Source organism: Thalassotalea fonticola (assembly GCF_032911225.1).
GTDB classification, from domain to species: domain Bacteria; phylum Pseudomonadota; class Gammaproteobacteria; order Enterobacterales; family Alteromonadaceae; genus Thalassotalea_A; species Thalassotalea_A fonticola.
In genome coordinates, this window is sequence record NZ_CP136600.1 from 76,550 (window position 1) to 101,862 (window position 25,313).

Consider the following 25,313-nt stretch of genomic DNA (forward strand, 5'->3'; position numbering starts at 1 on the left):
ACTTGCTTAAATTATATTACTCGCTTATTTAGTAAGTAAACTATTAGCTTCTTTAACAGCATTTAAAGCTGTATCGTAATCAGGGTGGGTAGAAATATCGGCAACTAATTCTTTATAAGCAATTTTTCCAGTGTTATCAATAACAAAAATGGCTCTGCTCAGTAAGCCCATGTCTTTGATAATTAAACCATATTTAGCGCCAAAATCACGCCAAACAGAATCTGATAATACCTTTAAACTTTCTACCCCCTCAGTAGAACAAAAGCGCTTTTGTGCGAATGGTAAGTCGTTACTTATGGTTAAAATTGCAACGTCTTCAGGTAAGTTTGCTACTTCTTCATTAAAACGTTTTGTTTGTAATGAACATACGCCAGTATCTAAGCTAGGTACTACGGAAATAAGTATTGTTTTATTGGCAAAGTCGTTCAACGTTACTGGTGAAAATCGATCATTGACTACTTTAAAGTTTGGCGCTTGATCGCCAACGTATACTTGTTTACCTAACAAGGTAATTGGTTTGCCTCCAGCCACAACTAAACCGACTGTTTCACTCACTGCTGGCTCAGCAGCAATAACTGAACAAGAAAAGGCTGTAGCCATGCATAGGGTCATAAATTTTTTCATAGAAATTCTTATATTAAATGGTAAATAATTGTCTAAATGGTAACGTTTATTGGCAATAGGGAACAAGTTAAAATTTAACTTGTTTACCATTAACCCAAGTATTAAGTACCTTAGTCTTCCAAATGTTTTTGGCATCTATGCTAAAAATATCTTGATCGATTAAAATAAAGTCAGCTTTTTTATTGACTTCAATTGAGCCTATTACTTTTTCTTGGTGGCCGGAGTATGCGGCGTCTATAGTAAATGACTTAAATGCTTCACTTACTGTCATGCCTTCATTTTTATACCAACCATTTTCTGGTTGATTACTCCTGTCTTGACGAGTTACCGATGCATGTAATCCATAAAATGGGTTAGGGTATTCAACAGGAAAATCTGAGCCTGCCGCGATTATTGCTTTCGCGTTAATTAATGAGCGCCAGGCATAAGCGCCTTTGATACGATCACTGCCCAATCTATCTTCTGCCATGTTTTTATCGCTTGTCGCATGAGTAGCTTGCATCGAGGCAATTATTCCTATTTCGGCAAACCTTGGAATGTCTGATAATTGTAAAACCTGCGCATGCTCCACGCGATGGCGTAAATGCTTGGTTTTGGTCTCGATGATTAATTGTTCATAGTTATCAATAACAAGCTTGTTGGCATTATCGCCTATGGCGTGAGTATTTACTTGAAAGCCCGCTTGCATTGATTGTTTCATTAAATTGCTAAGCTCGCTTTCACTGTGCAGCAGCAAGCCACGATGGTGCGGTAAATCTGAGTAATCATTAATTAACGCTGCACCACGGCTGCCTAAAGCACCGTCAGCTGAAATTTTAACTGAATTTATCGTTAACTTTTGGTCTTCACTAGCAAATGGACCTTGGGTGAAGTGCTGCTTAATGTTTTTGTCATTAGCATAAATCATCGCGTTGATGCGAATGATCATTTCATCGTTTTTGCTTAATTGTTTAAAAGCTTCTACATTTTTTGAGTCTATACCTGCATCGTGAACACTGGTTAATCCTACTTGTGCTAATGATTTCATCGCCAGTTTTAATGCTGCCTGAGTCTGGGCAGGGGTAAGAGCAGGGATCTTGGCGTAAATCAGGCTCATCGCATTGTCGACTAAAACACCTGTTGGGTTACCCTTGCTATCTCGAATGATTTGGCCACCGTCGACATCTTTAGTGTCTCTAGTTATTCCCGCTATTTCGAGTGCTTTACTATTTACCCAAACCGCATGACCATCAACTCTATTGAGCGCAACTGGCACATCTTTAAAATGAGTATCTAAAGTGGCCGCACTTGGAAAACGGTTAGTGGGCCATTGAACTTGATTCCAGCCACGACCTTTTATCCAGCCTTGTTGCGGGTTAAGTTTTACAAACTCTACTACTTGCTGCGCGGCGTCATTTTCAGATGAGGTATTGTAAAGCTCTGCGCTTTGCAAGCTTATACCGTAGCTAAGCACATGGCCGTGCGCATCAATCAGGCCTGGTAATAAGGTTTTTCCTTTACCATCAATCCGCTCTATTTCTTTAGATACAGGGATGGTGTCGTTGCTAAAAAATACCCTATCAATTTTATCATCGCTAAATTGCACCGCCTTAAATTTTTGCAATTGTTGTCCATTGTGGCTGTAGCCCTGAATATTTTCGATAATTGTAGTGGCTGCAAATATGCTTGGCGAAATCAAGCACGCAACAATGGAAGTGGTGATAGCTGATGTTTTATAAGTATTTTTCATTGGCATTCTTTTATAATTTCTTATGCAAATATCATATCAGCAATTAGATAATAAAAAAGGGCAATAAAGCCCTTAATAAAATCAACATTATAAAATAGATTATTTATGCCGTTCGTGTTGCTGTTGCTGGCGAGATCATTGCCGCTTTCCTTGCTGGATATAGCACCGAAATTTGTCCAATAATGTATAGCGCAACAATACCAAAAAGAATTAAATTTATATTTATAGGTGATAATGAAAATGTGCTCACTAGCCATATGTTTAAACTAACGGCACCAGCAACACCTAAAATAATACCAAAACTTGAAATCATTAAGTTTTCAATCATAAAAAAGCTCATGATCTGCCATTGAGTTGCACCTAAAGCTCGGCGAGTACCTATTTGTTTTGTTCTGCGGTTAATGCTGAACATAGCAAGCCCTACAATACCAAAGCCGGTAATTAAGGTTAATACAACAATCACAGAAGAGAGAATTTTATTTACCGCATTATGACCTCGATAACTACGTTCACGGGTTTCATCCATGGTAGTAACTCGGCGAATAATTCTGCCTTTATTACTTTCACTTAATAGTTTTTCAATAATGGGCATTAGCTCATCTCTTCTACCTGGCTGGGTACGGATCATAAAACGACTACCACTGGATTCCATTTTATAAGGCACTAGCATACTGCGCTCAACTCCGTCCCAGCCATTCCATGGCGCTTGTAATGATTTGACAATGCCAGTAATTAGTAACGGCTCATTATTGTTAATATAAGCTGTTGCCCCAATTGCGGATTGCCAATCGTCAGGAAATAACGCTTCTGCCATAGCTTGAGTTATGATGGTTTTTGCCGGCCAACTATTTTTACCACTTGGTCGCCATTCGACGTCTGTAGGTGAAAAATTCTCACCGGCAATTAACTCTAAGCCCAAGGTATTAATTGCATGATCATCTACCATGTAAACCGCAACTCCAGTGCTGCTGATATCATCGCCAGGTTCGGTTTTCAAGCCCATTGACCAACCACCACCACTAATTGGTATAGCATTAATTTGGATAGCATCAACTACACCATCAGTCTGCCTTAATAACGCTAAATCATTTTCAAGGTTAACTGGTTGATTATATTCTTGGGCGAAAATAGTGTTGCTTAGATGAAACAGGTTTGCTTCATCTAAACCACTTGAACGTTGCATTTGGGCACTACGCTCCTGCATCATAAAAATAGCATTCACCATAATGGTCAGGGTTAACGCAATTTGTAAACTAATTAACAAAGCGCCAACTTTATTGCGCAATAGAGCGCGAAATATCAATCCTAATTCTTGCATAATATGCCCCTCTATTGGCTTTTTAATTGTTGCGATGGCTGCACATTACAAGCTCGCCAAGTTGGATAAAGTCCTGCAATGATACTGGTGATTACGGCTAAAACTATCGCGCTAACAATCATTGTTGTATCTAAGCCTGTTAAGCCCTTAAGCATGTCGCCATATAAAGATTCAATACCTTGTAATCCTAACCAGGCAAACAATAACCCAAGCAGACCTCCTGCAACACCTATGCATCCAGATTCAATAATGTATTGAGAAAATAATGTTCTACGACTGGCACCTAAAGCTTGGCGAAGACCTATTTCTGGTGCTTTCCCTATAAATTTAGCCAACAGTAAACCAACAGTATTTAGCAGACAAACCACTAAAAACATAAACGACATAGTCATCATCATAACCGCATCATCAGATACGATTTGTTGTTGTTCCAACCACTGCATGACATTGTTTAAACGATTGTTCAATGGGCGCTCAAAACGACCAAGGGCCTTTTGTTCTTCTACATAAGCATTTAAAAAACTGAGGTATTCTTCTTTTGCTTGTTCGTTAGGCAGTTCTACCCAAAATTGCAGCCAAACACATTCAGAATTTAAGAACGCTTGAAAGCCGTCGCCTGGCGGTTTCCAACAGCTTGTGTTACCGCTGCGATTAATTTTTTCTTCAGCGATTAAAGAAAAGGGTACGAATATTTCCTCTGAGTCATCAAATGCGCCAGTTGAAATATCATAAAATTTAGGGGTAGGGTTCCAATAATCGATAACACCCACTACTTTAAAATAGTTACCACCAATTTTTATTGATTTACCTACCGAGTCTTCACCTCCAAACACACGTTGGTTAATTTCAGAGCTTAATACCACTACTTGTTCTTTATTATCATCAGCGCTTTGATCCCAGCCACTGCCGTAAATGAACGGCAAGTCGAACATGCTAAAAAAACTTGCTGAATTGGCACGTGCTGACACCATAAATGGTAGTGCGCCATCACCTTCCGGCTCAATAACTGAGTGTGCTTGTGCTTGAATGTTCTGGCGAAATGCTTTTTTAGCGCTCATTAAATAGGTAGCGTCTCTATACGTGAGTTGCTCGGGCGGTGATCCATCATCATTGGCAGGTTCATTTATATCCCAGCTATCGAGCTGTACGTTATAAAGCACGCTGCTTTTGTGCGGAATAGGGTTAGCTGACATTAAATAGTTAACCGTAACCGTCGTCATTGATGCCCCAATACCAAGGCCAATAGCGGTTATCATCACTAAACTTAAGCCCCAGTGCTTTATTATGCTGATCCAGGCAAGGCGAAGATAATAAGAAAACATGATTATCTCCTAAGCAATTGCTTGTGCGTTGGTTTCAACTACATCAAGTTCACTCACGCGGCCATCTTGAATTTGAATTTTTCGTGTGGCACGATTTGCTAATTCAGTATCATGGGTCACCATAATTATGGTTGTGCCTTGCTTATTAATCTCTTCTAATAAGCTCATTACGCTTTGTGCCATTTGCGTATCTAAATTACCGGTAGGCTCATCGGCGAGTAGAAATCTAGGGTGAGTAGCCAAAGCTCTGGCAATAGCAACTCGTTGCTGCTGGCCACCAGATAGTTGACTAGGTAAGTGCTTCATTCTTGAGCTTAAGCCAACCATATCAAGATAGTGTTCAATACGTTTTTTACGCTCTTTCGAATTTAAACTTTGATAACGTAATGGTACATCTACATTGTCATATAGATTTAGATCAGGTATTAAGTTAAAGCTTTGAAAAATAAAGCCTATTTTTTCATTTCTGGTTTTAGAACGACCACTGTCATTGAGGTTACTTATATCGGTATCATCAAGCATAAATGAACCGCTAGTAAAACTTTCTAATAGGCCGGCAATGTTTAAAAATGTAGTTTTACCTGAGCCTGAAGGGCCAGTAACACTGACGAAATCACCTTCGTTTACGGTTAAATTAAAATCTCGTAAGGCATGGGTTTGTACTTCATCGGTTTGAAATACTTTACTGATATTGCTCATGGTTAACATAGTGTTTCCTTCTGAATTTATTCGTTTTTATCTAGTTAAAGTAATCATTGTTTATTGCGTAAGCATTACTTGCTCAGCATTTTGAAAAATGTCAGTACCTGAAATTACAATCTGCTGGCCTGATGTTAAGCCTTTGATAATTTCAACGCTACTTAGGCTTCTGGCGCCTGTGTTGATAGAGGTTTTAGTGGCAATACCATCATTTACTACATAGGCAAATCGGCCATTAGAACTGTCTAAAAACTGACCGCGACGAACTTGTAAAATATCGGTTCTGGATTCTAATAAAATACGAGTGTTCAACCGTTGATTTTGGCGTAAACCAGGTGGTGTTGCTTGTTCGAAGCGTACCCGTCCAGTAACCTGATTGTTCAGTATTTCGGGGGAAATCGTTACCAGACGAGCATTAAACCCTTGTTGGTCAAAATTAATTTCTACATCCATACCTATGGCTAAATCATCGGCATAACTTTCAGGAATATCGACTTCAATTTCAAACTTGCTTAAATCAACGACCATTAAAATGGCTTGGTTTTTAGCTAAATAGGTTTTATTTTCGACGTTCAAATTACCGACAATGCCATTAACCGGTGACATCACGGTTAACGCGTTAACCTGGCGTTGTAGGTCTTTAACTAATAAGGTTTGACGTTTTATTTGCAGCTTTAATGATTGCAAGTCAAAGTCTAATGATTCTTTATCAAGACTGGCATCAGCAACGGCATGATCAAATTGCAACTTAGCATTGGCTAGATCATCCTGAGCTTTTTCAAAGTCAATTTGGCTGATTGCATTTTTGCTATAACCTTGATCCGCTCGACGTTTTTCTCTGCTTGCTGTAGTTAACGCTACGTGCGCAAGATCTACCGCTTTTTTATCTATCAGTTGTTGTTTCTTTGCTTGGATAACTTGACGCTTTAAGCCTGTTTGTAAGTTTTCTAAACTAGATTGCTCTTGATCTAAACGGCTGGTTAACTCCGGGCTGTCAATGATCGCTAAGGGAGTCCCTGCTTTTACTTCACTGCCAGCTTCAATAGAGAAAGTTATGGTACCTTCTGCAGGGCTATAAACGGTAGGACTTACCGCAGCAACCACTCTACCTTGCACTGAAATATCGCGAATGAAGTCACCCCGGTTAATGGTGGCAATGCGAACACGCTTTAATGGAATGGATAACTCAGCTTGACTCCAGCGACTCGCTGCCGGAGCAAATTGCCAAAGTGCCAGACTTAGCATAGCCGCAATAGCGAAACCCCAAATGATGAGCTTTTTCTTTGGTTTGTTTTCTATAACCGTCACATCTTGTGAGCTGGTGTCTGCGATTTTCATAAATTCCCCGAATTCCTGAACCTTAAAAGTAGGTTTCAAGTATTAGTCGAGGTAAGTGTGAAAAAGGTTTAAAAAAAGTAACAAAAATTTAACAGTGAAAGGGGGGACTTGCGAAAGTGTGGATTATTTAATGAACTTTTCTCGTACTAAGTACATTAAAAATAACAACATTAAAAGTTTATCTAAATAACGGCCCCAGGCACTATAATGTGTCTCACCATTCACCAACTCTACTGTGGTTTGCAGCACAGCTTTGCTAAACTGGGGAATGTCAGCGATGATTTTACCTTGGTGATCAATTACTGCCGTTAAGCCATTATTCGTAGCTCTAAGCATTGGTTTTCCAAACTCTAAAGCGCGCATTCGGGCTATCTCTAAATGTTGATCTGGTCCATGCGAGGCGCCAAACCAGGCATCGTTACTCACCGTTAAAATCATATCGGTATGTGGGCGAATATTCGCTGCCAGTTGTTGCGGAAATGCGATTTCGAAACAAATTAATGGTGCCAGGTTAATACCATTAGCAACAAGGTTAGGCTGAACATAATCGCCACGAGAAAATGACGACATTGGTAAATTAAAAAATGGTGCAATAGGTCTTAATAAGTCGGCAAATGGTACAAACTCACCAATAGGTAGCAGGTGATGTTTATTATAATGATTGTTGTTGCCGTAGTAGTAACTACCATCAAAATTATCTTGATTCTTTTTACCTAAGACGACTAACCGGTTAAAAAACTTACGGGTGTCAGGGTCATAGTTGATTAAGCCGGTAATTAAACTTGATTGCACACTGCCGGCTTGAATGTTTAGCTCGGTTAAGTAATTTTGCGCTAAAGGCTCAATCCTTGGGATCGCTGCCTCCGGCCAAATGACTAAATCGTTATTGCTGTATAACGGTTTTGATGCCTCAATGTAGCCGTTTATAATATTGGTTTCTGCTTCTTTATCCCAACGTAATTCTTGTTTAATATTACCTTGAACTAGGGCAACGCTTTTTGTTTCACCGGTTTTATCTACAACGTTTAATAATGGGCTTGATGATGTAATAACTACTGTTATTGCAATTATAATCAAATTTACTGTTTTATGGCATCGATTGATTAATTGCACAGTTACTACGCACATCAGTATAATGGTGAAGCTGATCCCTACTTCACCAATAATAGGTGCAAGCGCTGATAAAGGGCTATCTATTTGACTATAACCTAAAGACAACCAGGGAAAACCAGTAAGCATCACGCTACGTAAGTATTCACTGACTAACCAGGCAAATGGTAAAAAATATAAATTAGCACTTTTATTCTTAGTAAGCTTTGCACAAAGCCAAGCGGCTAGTGCGGGATATAAAGCAAGATAGCTACAAAGTAGTAGCATCAAAAATATTGATGCAATTAAAGGCATGCCACCAAACTGCTCTATTGAGACATGTACCCAACTGATACCGGCAGCAAAATAACCAAAGCCAAAACTAAGGCCAAGTTTAAATGCTTGTTTAGGTGATTTATCTGTTAATTGTGAAAGCCAAAAAATTACCGCAATAAATGTAATGGGCCACAACGAGAAAGGGGCGAAAGCAAAGACTAAACTGGTACCCGTTAAAAAACTGAATAACAGAGCATAAACAGGCTGTTTAATGGTAAACCTATTAAAAGTACGTCCGTTTAACTCTGTCATAAATGTCTTTGCTTTGTTGTTTTTATTAAGTGTTAATTATATTGGTCGCAATTAGCGTTCATCGGCAAGCTTACCGAAAATTTCATGGCCAGTTGGTATAGTAACTTGCATTTGTTGAATACGGCGTTTATCCGCGTTCACAATTTTAAACTCAAAACCATTTATTTTGGTGTTTTCTCCACGCTTTGGCATGTGACCAAATTTATGAATAACAATACCGCCAATAGTATCGGCTTCTTCTTCATCAAAAGCTGAACTGAAATACTCGTTAAAATCATCAAGATCGGTTAATGCTTTAACTTGGTAAACGTTACCGCTTAAATGGCGAATTTCTCGTTCAAGCATATCATCGTGCTCATCTTCAATTTCACCAACAATAAGTTCAAGAATATCTTCAATGGTTACTAAGCCTGAAACTCCACCATATTCATCGACCACTACGGCCATGTGGTAGCGCTCTTGGCGAAATTCTTTTAATAAAGGTTCTACTCGTTTACTTTCTGGAATAATAATCGCTGGGCGAATAAGATCTTTTATTGAAATTTGTTTCGCTTTTTCACTAAAAGCATGAGCTAACAGATCTTTTGCCAATAACACGCCTTCAATATGATCAATATCATCATTTACCACTGGAAATCTTGAGTGTGCGGATTCAAGAACGATAGGAATAAATTCTTCTACGGTCTGTTCTATGTCTATTGTGACCATATGTGAGCGAGGGATCATGATATCGCGTACACGCATATCACTAACTTCTAGTACACCTTCAAGCATTTGCTTGGTTGATGGTTTGATCAGGTCTCGGTCTTGTGCATCATTTAATACCTCAACCAGTTCTTCTTTGTTTTTCGGCTCACCAGTAAACACTTGAACTATTTTTTCCATGAGTGTTTTTGAAGAACCGTTTCCAGAGTGGGGATTATCGTCGCTCATAGAGCTTTTTGTACACCTTTATTAATTAACATTAAGAGGCAATGTAAGGATCGCTATAGCCTAATTGGGCCATTAATCCTATTTCTATTGCTTCCATTTCTTTCGCTTCATCTTGTGTTATATGATCATAACCTAATAAATGCAAGCATCCGTGAATGATCATATGAGCCCAATGGCTAAAAAGTTCTTTATTTTGATCTTTTGCTTCAAATTCAACTACATCTGCACAAATAACTAAATCGCCTAATAAATCCAACTCGATACCTGGTGGTACTTCAAAAGGAAAAGATAGCACATTAGTTGGTTTATCTTTATCTCGGTATTGGTGATTTAATTGTTGCGATTCTTCGCGGTCGACCAGACGAATGGTTAATTCAAAGTTTTTGTTATATGGCTTTAGTGCAGTATCAGCCCAAAGTTGCAGTTGCGATAGTGTAGGAAGCTGAACATTGTTACAAACAACCTGCAAATCGACGGTAATAATTGCTGCATTAGGTGGGTTATTAGTCATTAACGAGCCGGGGTTTGATTGTGACTGTCATGCTTTTCGTACGCTTCAATTATTCGGCCTACCACAGGGTGTCGAACCACATCTTTCGCTTGAAAATAATTAAAGCTAACGCCTTTAATATCATCTAATACTTCAATAGCATGGCGTAAGCCAGAACGTTGACCACGAGGTAAATCAACTTGGGTAATATCACCGGTGATCACCGCTTTTGAATTAAAGCCAATACGAGTCAAGAACATTTTCATTTGTTCAACCGTGGTATTTTGACTTTCATCTAAAATTACATAGGCATCATTTAAGGTGCGACCGCGCATATAAGCAAGTGGCGCTACTTCAATAACATTACGCTCTATTAATTTTTCCACTTTTTCAAAACCTAACATTTCAAATAAAGCGTCGTAGAGTGGACGTAAATAAGGGTCAACTTTTTGCGATAGATCGCCAGGTAAAAAGCCTAGTTTTTCACCAGCTTCAACGGCTGGGCGAGTCAATAATATGCGGCGTACTTCTTGACGTTCAAGTGCATCTACTGCACAAGCAACCGCTAAGTATGTTTTTCCTGTACCGGCAACACCAACACCAAAACTAATATCGTTAGTTAATATGTTTTGCACATATAAACTTTGATTTTCGTTACGTGGTTTAATAATACCGCGTTTGGTCTTTATGGTAACCATTTGGTCAAATTCAGCGGCATTATCAGTTGGTTGCTCAAGTACATTTAACTCAGTAAGGGCTAAATGTAAGCCCTCCTGGCTGATTGTACCTGCTTTACCTTTAACAATAGCTGTTTCAACGTATAAGCTTTTTAATAACTCTATGACAGCTTTACATACAATGTTTTTGCCATGCACTTTAAAAACATTACCACGGTAACTTAGTTCAACACCTAAACGACGTTCTATACGGCGTAAATTATCATCTAACGGCCCACATAAGTTTGCTAAACGATTATTATCAAGTGGCTCAAGGCTTACTTCATGGCTGATTTTGTCTGTAGTCAATTGGTACTCTATCTTTAAATTATTTCAGTAAAATTAATTATGGTGTAAAAGTCGCAACACCTAAATCATCAGTATGTTCAGTGACTGATTGATGATGTTGGTTTGCTAATATATCTGCAGGAGAATGCGCAATACGCAGGCCCATTTCTTCTTCGGTGCGAATTAACTTACCACGTAATGAGTTACTGTAGACATCAGTTACTTCAATATCAACAAATTTACCGATTACCGTGTGTGGTGCTTCAAAATTCACAATACGATTATTTTCAGTACGGCCACGAAGCTCCATAGGATTTTTCTTAGACGGGCCTTCAACTAAAATACGTTGTTCAGTGCCAAGCATTTTTCGAGCAATCGATAATGCTTGGTTATTAATACGCTCTTGTAGAATATATAAACGTTGTTTTTTGGTGTCTTCACTAACGTCATCTATCGCATCAGCAGCCGGCGTACCTGGGCGAGCACTGTAAATAAAGCTAAAGCTTAAATCAAAGTCTACTGCTTGAATTAAGTTCATTGTTGCTTCGAAATCGGCATCTGTTTCACCTGGATAACCAATGATGAAATCAGAAGACATACAAATATCTGGGCGAGCTTTTTTAAGCGCGCGAATTTTTGATTTATATTCAATAGCGGTATGACCACGCTTCATCATATTCAAAATTCTGTCTGAACCACTTTGTACTGGTAAGTGTAAATGACTTACCAATTCAGGAATTTCTTTATAGACTTCAATTAAGTCTTCGGTAAATTCTACTGGATGAGAAGTGGTGTAACGGATACGGTCGATACCATCTATGGTAGCAACTAAGGTTAATAACTCAGAGAAGCGGCAAATAGTACCATCGTGCATATCGCCACGGTAAGCGTTTACGTTTTGTCCTAGCAGGTTAACTTCGCGCACGCCTTGCTCGGCCAGTTGGGCTATTTCATAAAGTACGTCATCAAGCGGACGGCTTACTTCTTCACCACGAGTGTAAGGTACAACACAGAAAGTACAATACTTTGAACAACCTTCCATAATCGAAACAAATGCTGTTGGGCCTTCAGCTTTTGGCTCGGGTAAACGGTCAAATTTTTCAATTTCAGGGAAGCTTACATCTACTACTGATGTATGTTCGCCATTCACTTGGTTAATCATTTCAGGTAAGCGGTGCAAAGTTTGTGGACCGAATACAATATCAACAAATGGTGCACGTTGACGTATGGCATCACCTTCTTGCGAAGCAACACAACCACCAACACCAATAACTAAATCTGGCTTGTCATTTTTGAAATTTTTCCAACGTCCTAGTTGATGAAAAACTTTTTCTTGGGCTTTCTCTCGAATAGAGCAGGTGTTTAATAACAGCACATCCGCTTCTTCCGGCTCATGAACTTCTGTGAAGCCGTGCGTAGAATCTAATAAATCTGCCATTTTCTGCGAGTCATACTCGTTCATTTGACAGCCCCAAGTTTTAATATAAAGCTTTTTACTCATTACTAGTTTGCCCAATAAATAATGTTTGTTTAACGTGTTTAGCCATAACTGTTGCCAGTTATTAACTAAAAGGGGGCGTATTTTACTCTTTCTTCACATTCTGCGCTAGCATGCAGCGAGTATTAATTTGTAATTAATTGCATTTAAGCCCTTATTTAACGCAAAAACCGACAGATAATTGTCGGTTTAAGTATTATTACAACGAAGTAAGCTTTTATTAATTGGCTATTCTGCTGTTTCGATATCAAGGTTAGTGGAGTTTTGTTTTGCTACTAGCTCACTGTTTAAATGTAAACGGGCACCAATGTAATCAATATTGTTTTTAGCCTGAGCACGAATATCTAGTGTTTGTTGATAATTAAGTTGTTGTAATGTGTTTGTTGTTTGTTTGGCTATTACATCGACACTTTCAACATAAAGTACTTCATAAATTGGCATAGTTTCCACATGTGTAGATGCATATACTGAATTTGCTAAACAAGCTGCTGGTGCTGACATAATTGTTAATGCTAATAAAGTTGTAGTTAACGTTTTCATAATAATTTCCTAAAAGTTTGTAGTAATGTATTTAAAAATAAGTGCTGTTTTTTTGTACTTAACTATAAGATACACGATGTTAAAAAAACGTTGCAAAACCCTTGTAAGCAAGTGTGTCAAAACAAGGGAATTGAATGTTTTTGTTACATTCAAAATGGAAATTGCATTTTATCGCTATAAATATGTCATTCATCGATGTTGCCGTTAAATGTTTAATTATTTACTTAAAATCAATGTGTTAAGCTTTGTTTTCACGTTTCTTTTATTGTGCTAAGTTAAATTTTTTTGCAAAAGTTATTCGGTTAAGTACTTGGTATTGTGTATAAGCTTGGTTAAAATCATTAACAAAATAACGTGCCTTAAAAGTTGGATTGATAGTGTTGAAAGTTGATTGTTTAATTATTGGTGGCGGGATGGTCGGCGCTGCTACTGCGTTATCATTAGCTGATTTAGGCTTAAAGGTTGCGTTGGTAGAAGCTAACGCTCCACAATCTTACTTACCTGAACAAGGACTAGACTTGCGCGTGTCGGCGATATCTTTAGCGTCAGAGCAACTTTTACAGCAATTAAACGCTTGGCAGCAAGTAAAGGATTGGCGCAGCTGTGTTTATAAACGCTTAGGAGTTTGGGAAGATGATATTGCCTATGCTGAATTTAACGCTGATGAAATACAACAATCACACTTAGGCCATATTGTCGAAAATAGATTGATTCAGTTATCGCTTTGGCAGCAACTCGAGCAAAAGAACAATGTCACATTATTATGCCCTGAGCAGCTTGATACATTCAGCCAAAGTAGCGATAAAGTTTTTGCACAATTAACAAATACTCAAGTTGAAGCCAATTTCATTATTGGCGCAGATGGTGCGAATTCCAAAGTAAGGCAAATTGCTGGCATTGGCATCACAGGTTGGGACTATCAACAAAGTGCAATGTTGATAAACGTTAAAACTGAACTAGCCCAACAAGATATTACTTGGCAAAAATTTGTACCTGGTGGGCCATTAGCTTATTTACCTATGCCGGGCAATAATGGTTCATTAGTGTGGTATCAAGATAAAGCTGAAATAAGACGTTTATCAGAATTAACTAACGAGCAATTACAAACTGAAGTAGGTAAAAACTTCCCTAAACGTTTAGGGAAAGTTGAAGTGATTGCTAAAGGGGCCTTTCCTTTAACCAGGCGACATGCAAATAACTACGTTAAAAGGCGAGTAGTACTATTGGGCGATTCAGCTCATACAATTAACCCTTTAGCGGGGCAAGGGGTAAACCTTGGCTTTAAAGATGTTGCTGCTTTGCAAGCTGTTATTGCTAAAGCGATAGGCTCTGGTGAAAATTATCATGATGAGACAGTATTAAAGCGTTATGAACGTAACAGACGCACAGATAATTTATTAATGATGACCGGTATGGATGCTATTTACTCAACCTTTGCTAATCCATCGACGCCAATCAAACTATTAAGAAATATTGGAATATTTGCAGCGCATCGAGCACCGTTATTGAAGAAAAAAGCTTTAGCTTATGCCTGTGGTATTCGTTAGCTTTATTTGCTTTTCATTTATTATATTTCAGGCATTACCGAACCTACAGCATCCATGGTGGTTCGGATTACCTTCATCTCTAAACGCAAAAAAACTCCAAAATAAACTTAAAAAGTTCACTTTGGAGTTTAAATGGTGCGGACTTCGATGTTTGAACTCTCACATCGCAAGATACTGGAACGCTTATATATACAGGCAGCGCGTCTAGGTCCAATATTAGTGCCACGTCCGATATTTTCTTGGAACTGTTATGCTTCAGGCATAAAAAAACTCCAAAACAAACTTAAAAAGTTCACTTTGGAGTTTAAATGGTGCGGACGGAGAGACTTGAACTCTCACATCGCAAGATACTGGAACCTAAATCCAGCGCGTCTACCAATTCCGCCACGTCCGCAATCCGAGGGGAATTATAGAGATCGTTTACTAAAGCGCAAGTGATTTTTATCAAAAACAAAAAAAACTTAACTGGCTGTTTAAAAAATGCACATATTCTAATTATTTCCCATTTATCGAAGGCCTCCAACTGCTAATAACAGAGAGAGAAAAAATACACCTTCATGCCTGATAATCTAAAGTGACATCGGGGACTTCATTAAGCGTTTTTTGAATATAAAATAAGAAATCTTCTACGACTGGATAGCGTTGCATTCACCAGTTGAACTCACAGCCAAAAGCGGAAGTAGAAAAACACCGTCATTCCCGCGAAGTCGGGAGTACATGATTTCGGCTGCTTTGTGCCAGAAGCTGAAGTAGCTTACTCAATAATTCAGTTCAGGTTTTGCCACTAACCGGACTGTTTGGTTTGGGCTATAGATATTCAAGCACCGCACAACAGCTTAATACTGACTTACTAAGAAAAATATAGGAAAACCCAGAGAGCAGACGTTTGAAACTTTTAAATTCCAGCTTTTCAGTTATTCGATTGGGTTCTAAGAAGAAAGGCAAAATGTCAGGCTCGGACCGTCAGGTCAGTGCTGCCTTTTTATTTTATTATTAAATCAATCATCCGTTTGGCTTACAACAACAAGTATCAACGCACTGGCAGTAAAAATCATAAATGCACCTTTATAGGATGAATCACCTATAGCTGTTTGCCACATTTGAAAATATGCAGCAGCAACCACCATAAATAAGCCAAACCAAGTAACCATAGAAACCAAACATCCGATAATCGCATAATGTTTTGCGCTATTAAATTCGTGACTTGTTGCCTGCCGGTTCTGCCACATATGATAAGCACCTAAAGTAGATATAATGCCAGCGCTAAACTCACAAGTTAACACTATCGCTAACGTAATCCATATAAATATCGGGTTTGTAACGTCAGGTCCCACCGAGAAAGGGTAAGCTTGGTGATCTTGATTAGAGATCACATAGGCTATTGATTGATAAGTTGCATCAATATTCACTACATTTTGAATTGCATAGATTAATGCTTGTAATGCAACCAATAGTATAAGAGTGATTTTTAAATATCTAATAGCCATAAGCCCTCTCTAATAACACACAAAAACAAATGATTGTTTCAATTGCTATTAAGCATAGCAATAAATAATATATAAAGGGCTTGAGTCTTTTTCCTTATTTTGAAATGAAGTTGATCGTCTCAGAAGTGCCATGAGCCACCATTCGATATTAGAATAAACACTCCGTCATCCCATAATGCTTTTGAATGGGATCTCCTCCAGTTTTAAGGTGACTTCATCCGGCAGGTTTGTGCCATTAACCGTCATTCAGACGTGAGTGTTGTTTCGTTTTCACAAGGGGAATAATTCTCATTTTTTGAAAGGTTAATAGCTTCTTCTACCAATAATTTTGAAGCTTTTAACTCACCGTAATTTTCATAATTATTTAGCCAAGATTTAAATAAGCTTTCATCCGCTATCATCAATGATGAAGCTTTCACAACTTGCTCATTTCCTAAATATTCTCTTGTGTTCTTAAATTCTATATCTGCTGCTTCGAATAGTGATAATTTCCCCTGAGCTTCAAAAATTATTTTCTTAATAGCAATGCCTATCACTTGGTCAATTAATACCTTGCTTCTTTTTTCCATGTAATTGCCTAATTGTAAGCAAATATCCGCCTCTAGTGTGCTATTTTTATTTTGCTTACACCACTTGGTTATAGTTGAGTACGCGGGTAATTTTATTACTTCCTCTCCAAATGCAATAATTAAATTAAAGTGGTTATTATTAGCTATAGAGCCTTCTAAAGATTTAGAGTAAAGTTTGACACGCCTCACAAAACCATCATCAAAATAAGTTGATTTTACCAGTTCTTGAACTGCATAAATTATACCTTCATCATCTTCTCTCGATGCATTGAAAAATAAGAGTTTTAGCCACATGGCACCATTATTTTTATCTGATGCTAAAGCCGTTTCTATAAGCTTTGTGTTGCATTCCTTGTTATCATTTAAATTCTCACACTCTCGCATAATCTCCTGCAAAACTAGAGGATTGTTTGGAAAACTTTCATTAAATTTAAGCAATAAACTTAACCTAGTATCACCTTCTAGTGGCTCAGAAAACAAAGTATATTCAAGTTTCTTATCTTTTAAGTTCGAATTGGATAGTGATTTCAGAAAAGTTTTGGCGGATTGAGAGTATTCATCAAATTCTTTATCATCGATTGTTTGCTCAAGAGAGCAATCGACTATGTAATCTTTCTCATTATTGGTCGTTTCGTAAGTTGCTATAGCAGTAGATTCTTTTAAATCAGTCTTTACAATACTGTGGACTTTTCTTTCATTTAGAAGAAGAGGAGATTCATCTGAAGTATCTGGCTTTACTTGTTGAACTGGAGAAGTAAATAAAAGCCAAACTCCAAGAATAATAATTGCTGATACCAGTAAGGCTTTATTAATCACTGTAAGTCCATTTATATTTTAATTCAGATAATACTATTTCTGCTGCTCGCTCGGAGTCGACACTCACGATGTGTTCTTTCATTCAATATTTCGACTTCATTATATGGTTGTTTTCGTCAGAGAAACAATTCGAACAAACTAAATTCATTGTTAGAGAGTGAATCACTATAATTCACTCTTTGCAGTTACTTTAGATATCATACGAACAAAAAGTCTCAGTATTATAACGAAAGAAAATGCTCCTATTGGGTAGAGCCAGTTAATTGATTCTTCGTTCATAAAATAATTAAATATTTCTATAACTGCTACTATGACTCCGACTTGAAAACTAAAAATTAAATCAGTTCTTATATTGTCATTGGCCATTTGGGCTGACATGTTTTTCAAATACTTCTGTTGAGCTTTACGTTCTACTCTTAAAGATTTAAATAAAGTTAAAAGAAAGATGAATAAAGCTACCTCAGATACAAAATAATATCCCCAATAGTCTTTTATATATGATGAGCTTAAATAACATAAACAGGATAACCCCAGATAAAATTGCCCTTCACCTGAATACCCTTGCCACTTTCCTTTTTGAGCTAGACCATTGAAATGTCGCAGTGCATTAAAAAAGCTGGAGAATATAATCAATATTAAAAGTATTTCGACGCCGTCCATAGGTTCATTCCACTTGTTAAATGTCCTTTCATCACTCTTAATAGAATAACTACTTTTCGCTTTGAGTCTATTGAATGTATGTTGATTTTTTATTAATTATTTATCTAATAACAGGTATATGAAGGAAGTGGATATTTTCTAAGTTATTTGAGTTTTCAAACGGCTGGTTATCGCTCATTGGAGACGCTTTGAAGCCGTTGCCCTTTGTGCAATTCTTACTATTAAAACGAAAGAGAACATACCCAACGGGATGAACCAATTAAAGAGTTTGTCGTTTATATAATAGTCATAAGCCTCAGCTATGGCGATAATTAGCCCAATCTGAAAACTAAATATAATATCATGATTTAATGCGTCACTACCTTCGGTTGCCAATTTCGTTAGTTGTTTGGTTTGAGCGATTTTTTCTATTTTCATAGAACGGAATAAAATAAAGAGATAGAGAAACATAAATGCAAGTGATAAAAAACCGTTCCCTATATACTCGTCGCCATATAGTGATATGCAAAGACATGAAAATGCTATTGCTGTATAGAATTGACCTTTTGCAGAGTATCCTTGCCAAGCTCCTTTTTTAGCCCACCCTTTGAAATGACAAAGTGCGTTAAAGAATATAAGTATTGTTACTAATATAATTAATATTTGGTATCCGCCCATTAGATAATTCCATCTATTGAATGTAGTGTTATCGACTAAGCGGTCTGTGAAGACCACTAAAAACTTGTGTTTAAACAATAACATCATGTATTGTACATTAATACAAATTATTAAAGTTGCTCAGGGGCAGCTTTGAGCGAACAACAGCCCCTCGTATGGAATATTAAAAATGAGATGGATAGCAATAACTTTGGCAGCAATGACCGTTTATTCTGTCCATGCTACTCCCTTAGTAAAATTAGAAACAGAGAACAAAGTTTCTTTTTACAAAATCAACTCCAATGGGTTATCGCCTAATAAAACACTCTCCACTAGTAATTATAGCTACCAAAAACGTGAGCATATTAAGGTCGATGAGAGCCTCCATAATACTTTGATAACTTCGTACCTTAAAAACTTCCTAAACTGTGATAATTCCGATTCGAAGCAATTAAATAGATGGATAGAGCAGCGAAGGGACAGTTATAAACCAGAGCTATACTTAACTGAATTGCCCAATGATTACCTTGTACTTAGCAATACGTACAAGCAAAATGTTAGCCTCATTAAGAATTCCGAAGTATTAAGTCAATGCGTTGTTTCAAATAAGAATTTCTTTTACTCTGATAATAAAAAGTATCTAGCAATTGTTTCTCAAAAAATTGAAGAGGTAGAGTTTTTAGAAACTCCAAAAGTTATTCACTCCAATATCGACTCAGAAGAAGAATATACAACAATCCTTTACGAGCTTGGTGATATACCAAATCCTGTTTTTGAAATAAAAAGCGAAGAAAGAGTAAAAGATATTTATATTTCTAACTCTGGAGAAGTGTATATTTTATTCGAAGAACTTCATTTGCAATGGTTTAAATTACTGCACCTAATATCTGGGCATCCTTCATATAAATCAGATATTCGCTTTGTTAAATATAATAATAAAGGTCAAATTGTAATCGACAAATCATTAGGTACTGGATTGAAGAATCCTTATGTGAGTTTCGTCACTAGTCACTGACTGCAAGTGGCACAAAGCTGCCTAATTGATAGATCCTGAAAGTTCAAGAATGCAGTATATTTATTTTTAATACTTTCCTTATAATAAATTTTATGCATAAAAAAACTCCAAAATTAACTTTATAAAATAAGTTAGCTTTGGAGTTTTTTTGTTTACTTGCAATCAAATGGTGCGATGGATGAGCTTTAGCACTCACATTGCCAAAGGTATTAGGAGAACCTAAACCCCATGGATTCAATTTATTGCTAAATAGTAAATGGTGCGGACGGAGAGACTTGAACTCTCACATCGCAAGATACTGGAACCTAAATCCAGCGCGTCTACCAATTCCGCCACGTCCGCATTTTGATATCGAGTTAGACAACTTGATATAAGGTAGTAAATGGTGGCTACACCGGGACTCGAACCTGGGACCCCATCATTATGAGTGATGTGCTCTAACCAACTGAGCTATGTAGCCAAACAAATTTTACTTTTCATTAAACAAAAAAAAAGCCATAAGGCTTTATTTTATGCTTACAAATTAAAAGAAAGTGGCTGGGATACGAGGATTTGAACCTCGGAATGACGGGATCAAAACCCGCTGCCTTACCGCTTGGCTATATCCCAACTGTATTTCTTTTATTTTTATTTACATCGCTGTAGCCAATCAAAAAATTGGCTGGGATACGAGGATTTGAACCTCGGAATGACGGGATCAAAACCCGCTGCCTTACCGCTTGGCTATATCCCAACAATGTAAATGTCACGATTAATGAGATTTAACTCTCACCTTGCCAAAAAATATTAGGGAACCTAAATCTAATGGATTTACTATATCGCTAAATAGTAAATGGTGCGGACGGAGAGACTTGAACTCTCACATCGCAAGATACTGGAACCTAAATCCAGCGCGTCTACCAATTCCGCCACGTCCGCAAATGTTATGGTGGCTACACCGGGACTCGAACCTGGGACCCCATCATTATGAGTGATGTGCTCTAACCAACTGAGCTATGTAGCCATAACATTACTTTCTTGAGTTGCCTCAAGCAAGTGCGGCGTATTATGCAAATCTGCCTTGGTGTCGTCAACTGTTTTTTCAAAATAAATGCGACTTTTTTCGCGATTGCTCAAAGAGTCGTCATTTTGAGTTATTAATCGACGTTTATTCATGAACTTTTGCTATCTAAATTGTATTTTTCGTTATCTTGATAGCAAGCTAGATTTGTTTTTACTTGATATATTTTTAATTAGCTATCGGTTTTAGCTGTACCTGATGAATCTCTAACCAATAACTTAGGTGTAAATTGTTCACAAATCTCTTCAGATTTTTGCTCTCTTATTTCATTAATAAGTAAAGCGGTGGCATTTTGAGCAATGGTTTGGTTTGGTTGATCAGCCGTGGTAATTTTTGGCCAAGTTTGACGTGAGAATGGGCTATTTTCAAAACCAACAATCGATAGTTCTTCAGGTATAGCAACATTTTCCAAACGGGAAGCAAATAAGGCTCCGGCTGCTATTTCATCGTTACATGAGAATATTGCAGTTGGTCTTGTTGATTTTGCCAGTAATGTTTGCGCACCCTGTACGCCTGATTCGAATGAGTATTCACCATCTATAATCAAGTCTTCACGACAGGTGATTTCATTCTTGGCTAGAGCAGCTTTAAAGCCTTCTATACGCTCGAAGGTCGATTTGTGCTCTTTGCCACCACTGATAAAGCCAATTTCTTGGTGTCCTAACTCAATTAAGTGTTCTGTTATTTCAAATGCAGCATCAAAGTCATTCACCATTATGCATGGAGATAGTGTATCTGGCACGGTATGGCCTGAAAATATTCTGACAAATTTAACCCCTAAATCATTTAGCCGATCAACAACATTAGGCATCTCTGAAAAAGGAGGGGTTAATACAACCCCTGCGATTCGAGAATGACGGATCATTGTGGTTATTTCTTCAAGAATATCTACCGATTTTGAATTACACGGGTGGATCAAAAGTTCGAAACTTTGTTTTCTGCATTCCGATAATATACCGTTTTGCATATCAATAATGTAATACGCGTTAGGGTTATCATATATATAAGCAATGTTATAAGATTTGGTACCTGCTAAGCTACGAGCTGCGAGGTTTGGTTGGTAATTTAGTTGCTTTACTGCAGCCATTACTTTGTCACGAGTAGCCTGTCTTACCGATGCTTCATTATTCATTACCCGCGATACGGTTTTGATCGAAACACCTGATAATTTTGCTACATCGTTTATTGTTACTTTCATGGCTAAGCCTTTAATTATTCTTATATACAAACTACTTACACGGCAATGAAAGCGCATTCCTTGCGTGTTTAATACATCCGCACTATATATTATTTTTTATGACTTTGTACAAAAATTACAAAATTTAAATCAGTAAAGTCGCCGTAATAAGTTTAATGGGATATTTAATTACATGTTACAAACAATTCACAAATAAATTGACAGCGCTGTCATTTAACCTTAGTTTATAAATGAAATTATACAAGTTCAATTGTAAAAAGGCTTAAAATGACTGTTAGAACAGAATTATCTAGTTGGAAAAAACTCACTTCGCTTGCTCAAAATATGCAAAACATTCACATGAATGATTTGTTTGCAGCAGACTCTGAACGATTTGATAAATTCTCAATTAAGTTACCAAATATACTTTTTGATTATTCAAAAAACATTATTGATGACGCAGTCGTTAAGCAACTGCTGAATTTGTGCGAGCAGGTAGAGCTAGAAAGCTGGCGCGATAAAATGTTTAATGCTGAGCGCATAAACCTAACTGAAAACCGTGCCGTTTTACATACAGCTCTGCGAAATCGAAGTAAAAAAGCGATTGTACTTGATGGCGAAAATGTTACCGACCAGGTTGAAGATGCACTCGCTCATATGGAAAAGTTTGTTAATCAAGTTAGGCAAGGGCAATGGAAGGGATATTCTGGCAAGCGTATTACCGATATTGTTAACATTGGCGTAGGTGGCTCTAATTTAGGGCCACAAATGGTTACTGAAGCGTTAAAACATTATAGTGACCAAAGTGTAAATGTACATTACGTTTCTAATGTTGATGGCGCACAAATTACCGAAGTGCTAGCGCCATTAAACCCTGAAAAAGTATTGTTTATTGTGTCGAGTAAAACCTTCACCACGACTGAAACCATGACCAATGCCAATACTGCTACGCAATGGTTATTAAAATCAGCAATCGATAAAAATGCAATAGCGAAACATTTTGTTGCTGTATCCGCCAATATTAAAAATGCTACAGATTTTGGTATTCACCCCGATAATATTTTTTCAATGTGGGACTGGGTTGGCGGTCGATTTTCATTATGGTCAGCAATAGGGCTGCCCATTGCCCTTGATTTAGGCTTTGACAAGTTTATCGAATTACTTGATGGGGCATTTGAAATTGATGAGCACTTTCAACAAGCGCCATTAAATGCAAATGTACCTGTTCTTATGGCACTACTCAGTTTATGGAATTGCACCTTCTTGGGCTTTAAGTCACAAGCAATTTTGCCTTACGATCAAACTCTGCACATGCTGAGTGCTTATTTGCAACAAGCAGAGATGGAAAGTAATGGTAAATCGGTGTCTTGGGAAGGCGAAAAAATAACGTATCCCACGGTACCCTCTATTTGGGGCGAGCTTGGTATTAATGGTCAACATGCTTTTTATCAATACCTTCATCAAAGTAACAATATAGTGCCAGGTGACTTTATTGGCTCTGTAGAAAGTGTGACACCAGTAGCCGGCCATCATGAAACATTGATGAGTAACTTCTTTGCACAAACACAAGCGTTGATGACAGGCGTAAACGAAGAACAAGTTAGAGCTGATTTAAAAGCCAAAGGCCGTAATCAAGAAGTTATTGATAAACTTGCGCCACATAAAGTGCACGAAGGTAATAGACCGACTAATACTTTACTACTTTCACAGATCAGTCCCAAAACATTAGGGCAACTGATTGCTTTGTATGAACAAAAAATATTCGTACAAGGGATCTTGTTGCAAGTTTGTTCATTTGATCAATGGGGAGTTGAGCTTGGCAAAGGTTTAGCTGCTAATATTGAAACTGAACTATTATCCGATGATGTTGTACAAAGTCATGATAGTTCTACCGCAAACTTAATTAAATTTTACAAGTCAGTAAAAGCTAATTAATCATAATAAAAAAGCGCTATAGGTTCTCTATAGCGCTCTTAACAATTTTTCAGTTACTCCTCAGCAGAAACCCAGCCGTAAACTTTGCCGGCAATAATAGCCCCTACAATTGGTGCTACCCAGAATAGCCATAGTTGCGCTGTTGCCCAGTCACCAACAAATACTGCCACACCAGTACTACGTGCAGGGTTTACCGAAGTATTACTTACTGGAATAGTAATTAAATGAATCAGAGTTAAACATAAACCAATAGCAATAGGTGCAAAACCAGCAGGAGCTCGTTTGTCTGTAGCGCCTAAAATAACCATCAAGAACATAAAAGTCATCACTACTTCAGCAATTAGTACCGCCATCATAGAATAACCGCCAGGTGAATGTTCAGCAAAGCCATTAGAAGCAAAACCGCCAGCTAAGTCGAAACCTGGTGCGCCTGATGCAATAGAATAAAGGACCGCAGCACCGGCAATACCACCAATAACTTGAGCAAGTATATAAGGTACTAATTCATTGGCAGGAAAACGACCACCAGACCATAAACCGAATGAGACGGCAGGGTTAAGGTGGCAACCCGATACATGACCAATGGCATAGGCCATAGTCATTACTGTTAAACCAAATGCCAGTGAAACACCAACAAAACCAATACCCAAATCAGGTATGCCTGCCGCTAATACCGCGCTCCCACAACCACCTAAGACCAACCAAAATGTGCCAAAGAATTCAGCAGCTAATTTATTCGTTAAAGTCATAATGTTTTTCCTATTATATTGTTATGTCGTTTCAAGCAAATATAAGGTATCGCCAATTACTTAAAACACGCCACTAATCAATTATTCTAGCCACTGTTCTGTTTGTTTAATTAGTTTTAATTCTGTAGATCAATGAAATTATTAAATAATTTTTAGCTTACATAAAATTTAGCTCTAAATTGGGAAAACTTCCTGAAAATATCATTTTTAATTTAAATGACAGCGCTGTTTTGTTGTTTTTTAGCTGAAAATTGACTACTGAAGTTGAATATTTGTATAAAAGTAAATAAAAGCTATACTGAAGTGGGATGTTTTGTAAGTGTTTGTTTTTAAGGTTGTATATGCTTAATTTGTTAAGCTTGTGTTAATGGTTTTTGCCTTGTGTTTACAATTTTTTGTAATTTTTTGTAGCCAAGAGGTCAATTTCTGTGTATGGTTTTGATTAAGCTTTTGACAGCGCTGTCATTTGAGTTAAACAAAAACTTAAAAA

The 25,313-nt window shown here is 37.5% G+C and carries 22 protein-coding genes and 7 tRNA genes; 3 read left to right on the forward strand and 26 right to left on the reverse strand.

Going from position 1 to position 25,313, the window contains the following annotated elements; translation table 11 throughout:
* Window positions 1-24: 24 nt before the first annotated feature.
* The 12 genes from tpx to RI844_RS00440 form a co-directional block, all read right to left on the reverse strand.
* The gene (tpx, locus tag RI844_RS00385; RefSeq protein ID WP_405054432.1) at window positions 25-624 is read right to left on the reverse strand and encodes a thiol peroxidase; all 600 of its coding nucleotides are present in this window, start codon (window positions 622-624) and stop codon (window positions 25-27) included.
* A 67-nt stretch (window positions 625-691) separates the two neighbouring features.
* A complete protein-coding gene (locus RI844_RS00390) occupies window positions 692-2,353 on the reverse strand; it encodes an amidohydrolase (RefSeq protein ID WP_348396513.1) in 1,662 nt (553 codons plus the stop codon).
* Window positions 2,354-2,456: 103 nt separating this feature from the next.
* Entirely contained in the window at window positions 2,457-3,671 is a 1,215-nt protein-coding gene (locus RI844_RS00395) for an ABC transporter permease (protein ID WP_348396514.1), read from the reverse strand.
* Window positions 3,672-3,682: 11 nt separating this feature from the next.
* Window positions 3,683-4,993 carry an ABC transporter permease gene (locus RI844_RS00400; RefSeq protein ID WP_348396515.1) on the reverse strand — a complete coding sequence of 437 codons (1,311 nt, stop codon included), beginning with the start codon at window positions 4,991-4,993 and terminating at the stop codon, window positions 3,683-3,685.
* Window positions 4,994-5,002: 9 nt separating this feature from the next.
* Window positions 5,003-5,701 (reverse strand): ABC transporter ATP-binding protein, encoded by a 699-nt coding sequence (locus RI844_RS00405; protein WP_348396516.1) that lies wholly within the window; start codon window positions 5,699-5,701, stop codon window positions 5,003-5,005.
* Between the two features lie 51 nt (window positions 5,702-5,752).
* On the reverse strand, window positions 5,753-7,030 hold the full coding sequence (locus RI844_RS00410; RefSeq protein ID WP_348396517.1) for an efflux RND transporter periplasmic adaptor subunit: 1,278 nt from the start codon (window positions 7,028-7,030) through the stop codon (window positions 5,753-5,755).
* A 123-nt stretch (window positions 7,031-7,153) separates the two neighbouring features.
* Window positions 7,154-8,707 (reverse strand): apolipoprotein N-acyltransferase, encoded by a 1,554-nt coding sequence (gene lnt, locus RI844_RS00415; protein WP_348396518.1) that lies wholly within the window; start codon window positions 8,705-8,707, stop codon window positions 7,154-7,156.
* A gap of 51 nt (window positions 8,708-8,758) precedes the next feature.
* Window positions 8,759-9,640, reverse strand: coding sequence for an HlyC/CorC family transporter (locus RI844_RS00420; protein WP_348396519.1), 882 nt, complete (start codon window positions 9,638-9,640; stop codon window positions 8,759-8,761).
* A gap of 31 nt (window positions 9,641-9,671) precedes the next feature.
* Window positions 9,672-10,151 (reverse strand): rRNA maturation RNase YbeY, encoded by a 480-nt coding sequence (gene ybeY / locus RI844_RS00425; RefSeq protein WP_348396520.1) that lies wholly within the window; start codon window positions 10,149-10,151, stop codon window positions 9,672-9,674.
* Window positions 10,151-11,155 (reverse strand): PhoH family protein, encoded by a 1,005-nt coding sequence (locus tag RI844_RS00430; RefSeq protein WP_348396521.1) that lies wholly within the window; start codon window positions 11,153-11,155, stop codon window positions 10,151-10,153. The genes ybeY and RI844_RS00430 overlap by 1 nt, the downstream gene beginning before the upstream one ends.
* Before the next feature lie 37 nt (window positions 11,156-11,192).
* Window positions 11,193-12,635 carry a tRNA (N6-isopentenyl adenosine(37)-C2)-methylthiotransferase MiaB gene (miaB, locus tag RI844_RS00435; RefSeq protein ID WP_348396522.1) on the reverse strand — a complete coding sequence of 481 codons (1,443 nt, stop codon included), beginning with the start codon at window positions 12,633-12,635 and terminating at the stop codon, window positions 11,193-11,195.
* A gap of 225 nt (window positions 12,636-12,860) precedes the next feature.
* A complete protein-coding gene (locus RI844_RS00440; protein ID WP_348396523.1) occupies window positions 12,861-13,172 on the reverse strand; it encodes a hypothetical protein in 312 nt (103 codons plus the stop codon).
* A gap of 377 nt (window positions 13,173-13,549) precedes the next feature.
* On the opposite strand from RI844_RS00440, the gene RI844_RS00445 reads away from it, so the two are divergent.
* On the forward strand, window positions 13,550-14,719 hold the full coding sequence (locus RI844_RS00445; protein ID WP_348396524.1) for an FAD-dependent oxidoreductase: 1,170 nt from the start codon (window positions 13,550-13,552) through the stop codon (window positions 14,717-14,719).
* 309 nt (window positions 14,720-15,028) lie between these two features.
* Here RI844_RS00445 and RI844_RS00450 read toward each other — a convergent pair.
* The 5 genes from RI844_RS00450 to RI844_RS00470 all read right to left on the reverse strand — a co-directional run bounded on the left by RI844_RS00450 (window position 15,029) and on the right by RI844_RS00470 (window position 18,908).
* Window positions 15,029-15,113, reverse strand: a tRNA-Leu gene (locus RI844_RS00450).
* 604 nt (window positions 15,114-15,717) lie between these two features.
* Window positions 15,718-16,206, reverse strand: a complete 489-nt coding sequence (locus RI844_RS00455) for a DUF2165 family protein (RefSeq protein WP_348396525.1) — start codon at window positions 16,204-16,206, stop codon at window positions 15,718-15,720.
* A 242-nt stretch (window positions 16,207-16,448) separates the two neighbouring features.
* The gene (locus RI844_RS00460; protein ID WP_348396526.1) at window positions 16,449-17,591 is read right to left on the reverse strand and encodes a hypothetical protein; all 1,143 of its coding nucleotides are present in this window, start codon (window positions 17,589-17,591) and stop codon (window positions 16,449-16,451) included.
* A gap of 165 nt (window positions 17,592-17,756) precedes the next feature.
* Window positions 17,757-18,251: a hypothetical protein gene (locus tag RI844_RS00465; RefSeq protein ID WP_348396527.1), complete on the reverse strand. Its 495-nt coding sequence runs from the start codon at window positions 18,249-18,251 to the stop codon at window positions 17,757-17,759.
* Window positions 18,252-18,425: 174 nt separating this feature from the next.
* Complete coding sequence (locus RI844_RS00470; RefSeq protein WP_348396528.1) at window positions 18,426-18,908, reverse strand: hypothetical protein; 483 nt, start codon at window positions 18,906-18,908, stop codon at window positions 18,426-18,428.
* Between the two features lie 169 nt (window positions 18,909-19,077).
* Here RI844_RS00470 and RI844_RS00475 point away from each other — a divergent pair, with 169 nt between their 5' ends.
* The gene (locus RI844_RS00475; RefSeq protein ID WP_348396529.1) at window positions 19,078-19,902 is read left to right on the forward strand and encodes a hypothetical protein; all 825 of its coding nucleotides are present in this window, start codon (window positions 19,078-19,080) and stop codon (window positions 19,900-19,902) included.
* Between the two features lie 257 nt (window positions 19,903-20,159).
* On the opposite strand, the gene RI844_RS00480 is transcribed toward RI844_RS00475, so the two are convergent.
* From RI844_RS00480 to RI844_RS00515, 8 genes are all read right to left on the reverse strand, one after another.
* A tRNA-Leu gene (locus RI844_RS00480) sits at window positions 20,160-20,244 on the reverse strand.
* A 41-nt stretch (window positions 20,245-20,285) separates the two neighbouring features.
* Window positions 20,286-20,362 (reverse strand) — tRNA-Met (locus RI844_RS00485).
* 74 nt (window positions 20,363-20,436) lie between these two features.
* Window positions 20,437-20,511, reverse strand: a tRNA-Gln gene (locus tag RI844_RS00490).
* Window positions 20,512-20,560: 49 nt separating this feature from the next.
* Window positions 20,561-20,635: transfer RNA gene (locus tag RI844_RS00495), tRNA-Gln, on the reverse strand.
* A 100-nt stretch (window positions 20,636-20,735) separates the two neighbouring features.
* A tRNA-Leu gene (locus tag RI844_RS00500) sits at window positions 20,736-20,820 on the reverse strand.
* 8 nt (window positions 20,821-20,828) lie between these two features.
* Window positions 20,829-20,905 (reverse strand) — tRNA-Met (locus tag RI844_RS00505).
* The gene (locus tag RI844_RS00510; RefSeq protein WP_348396530.1) at window positions 20,896-21,057 is read right to left on the reverse strand and encodes a hypothetical protein; all 162 of its coding nucleotides are present in this window, start codon (window positions 21,055-21,057) and stop codon (window positions 20,896-20,898) included. The genes RI844_RS00505 and RI844_RS00510 overlap by 10 nt, the downstream gene beginning before the upstream one ends.
* 77 nt (window positions 21,058-21,134) lie before the next feature.
* Entirely contained in the window at window positions 21,135-22,160 is a 1,026-nt protein-coding gene (locus tag RI844_RS00515) for a LacI family DNA-binding transcriptional regulator (RefSeq protein WP_348396531.1), read from the reverse strand.
* Between the two features lie 267 nt (window positions 22,161-22,427).
* On the opposite strand from RI844_RS00515, the gene pgi reads away from it, so the two are divergent.
* Entirely contained in the window at window positions 22,428-24,074 is a 1,647-nt protein-coding gene (pgi, locus tag RI844_RS00520; protein WP_348396532.1) for a glucose-6-phosphate isomerase, read from the forward strand.
* A gap of 53 nt (window positions 24,075-24,127) precedes the next feature.
* Here pgi and aqpZ read toward each other — a convergent pair whose 3' ends face one another.
* Complete coding sequence (aqpZ, locus tag RI844_RS00525) at window positions 24,128-24,823, reverse strand: aquaporin Z (RefSeq protein ID WP_348396533.1); 696 nt, start codon at window positions 24,821-24,823, stop codon at window positions 24,128-24,130.
* Window positions 24,824-25,313: the final 490 nt, after the last annotated feature.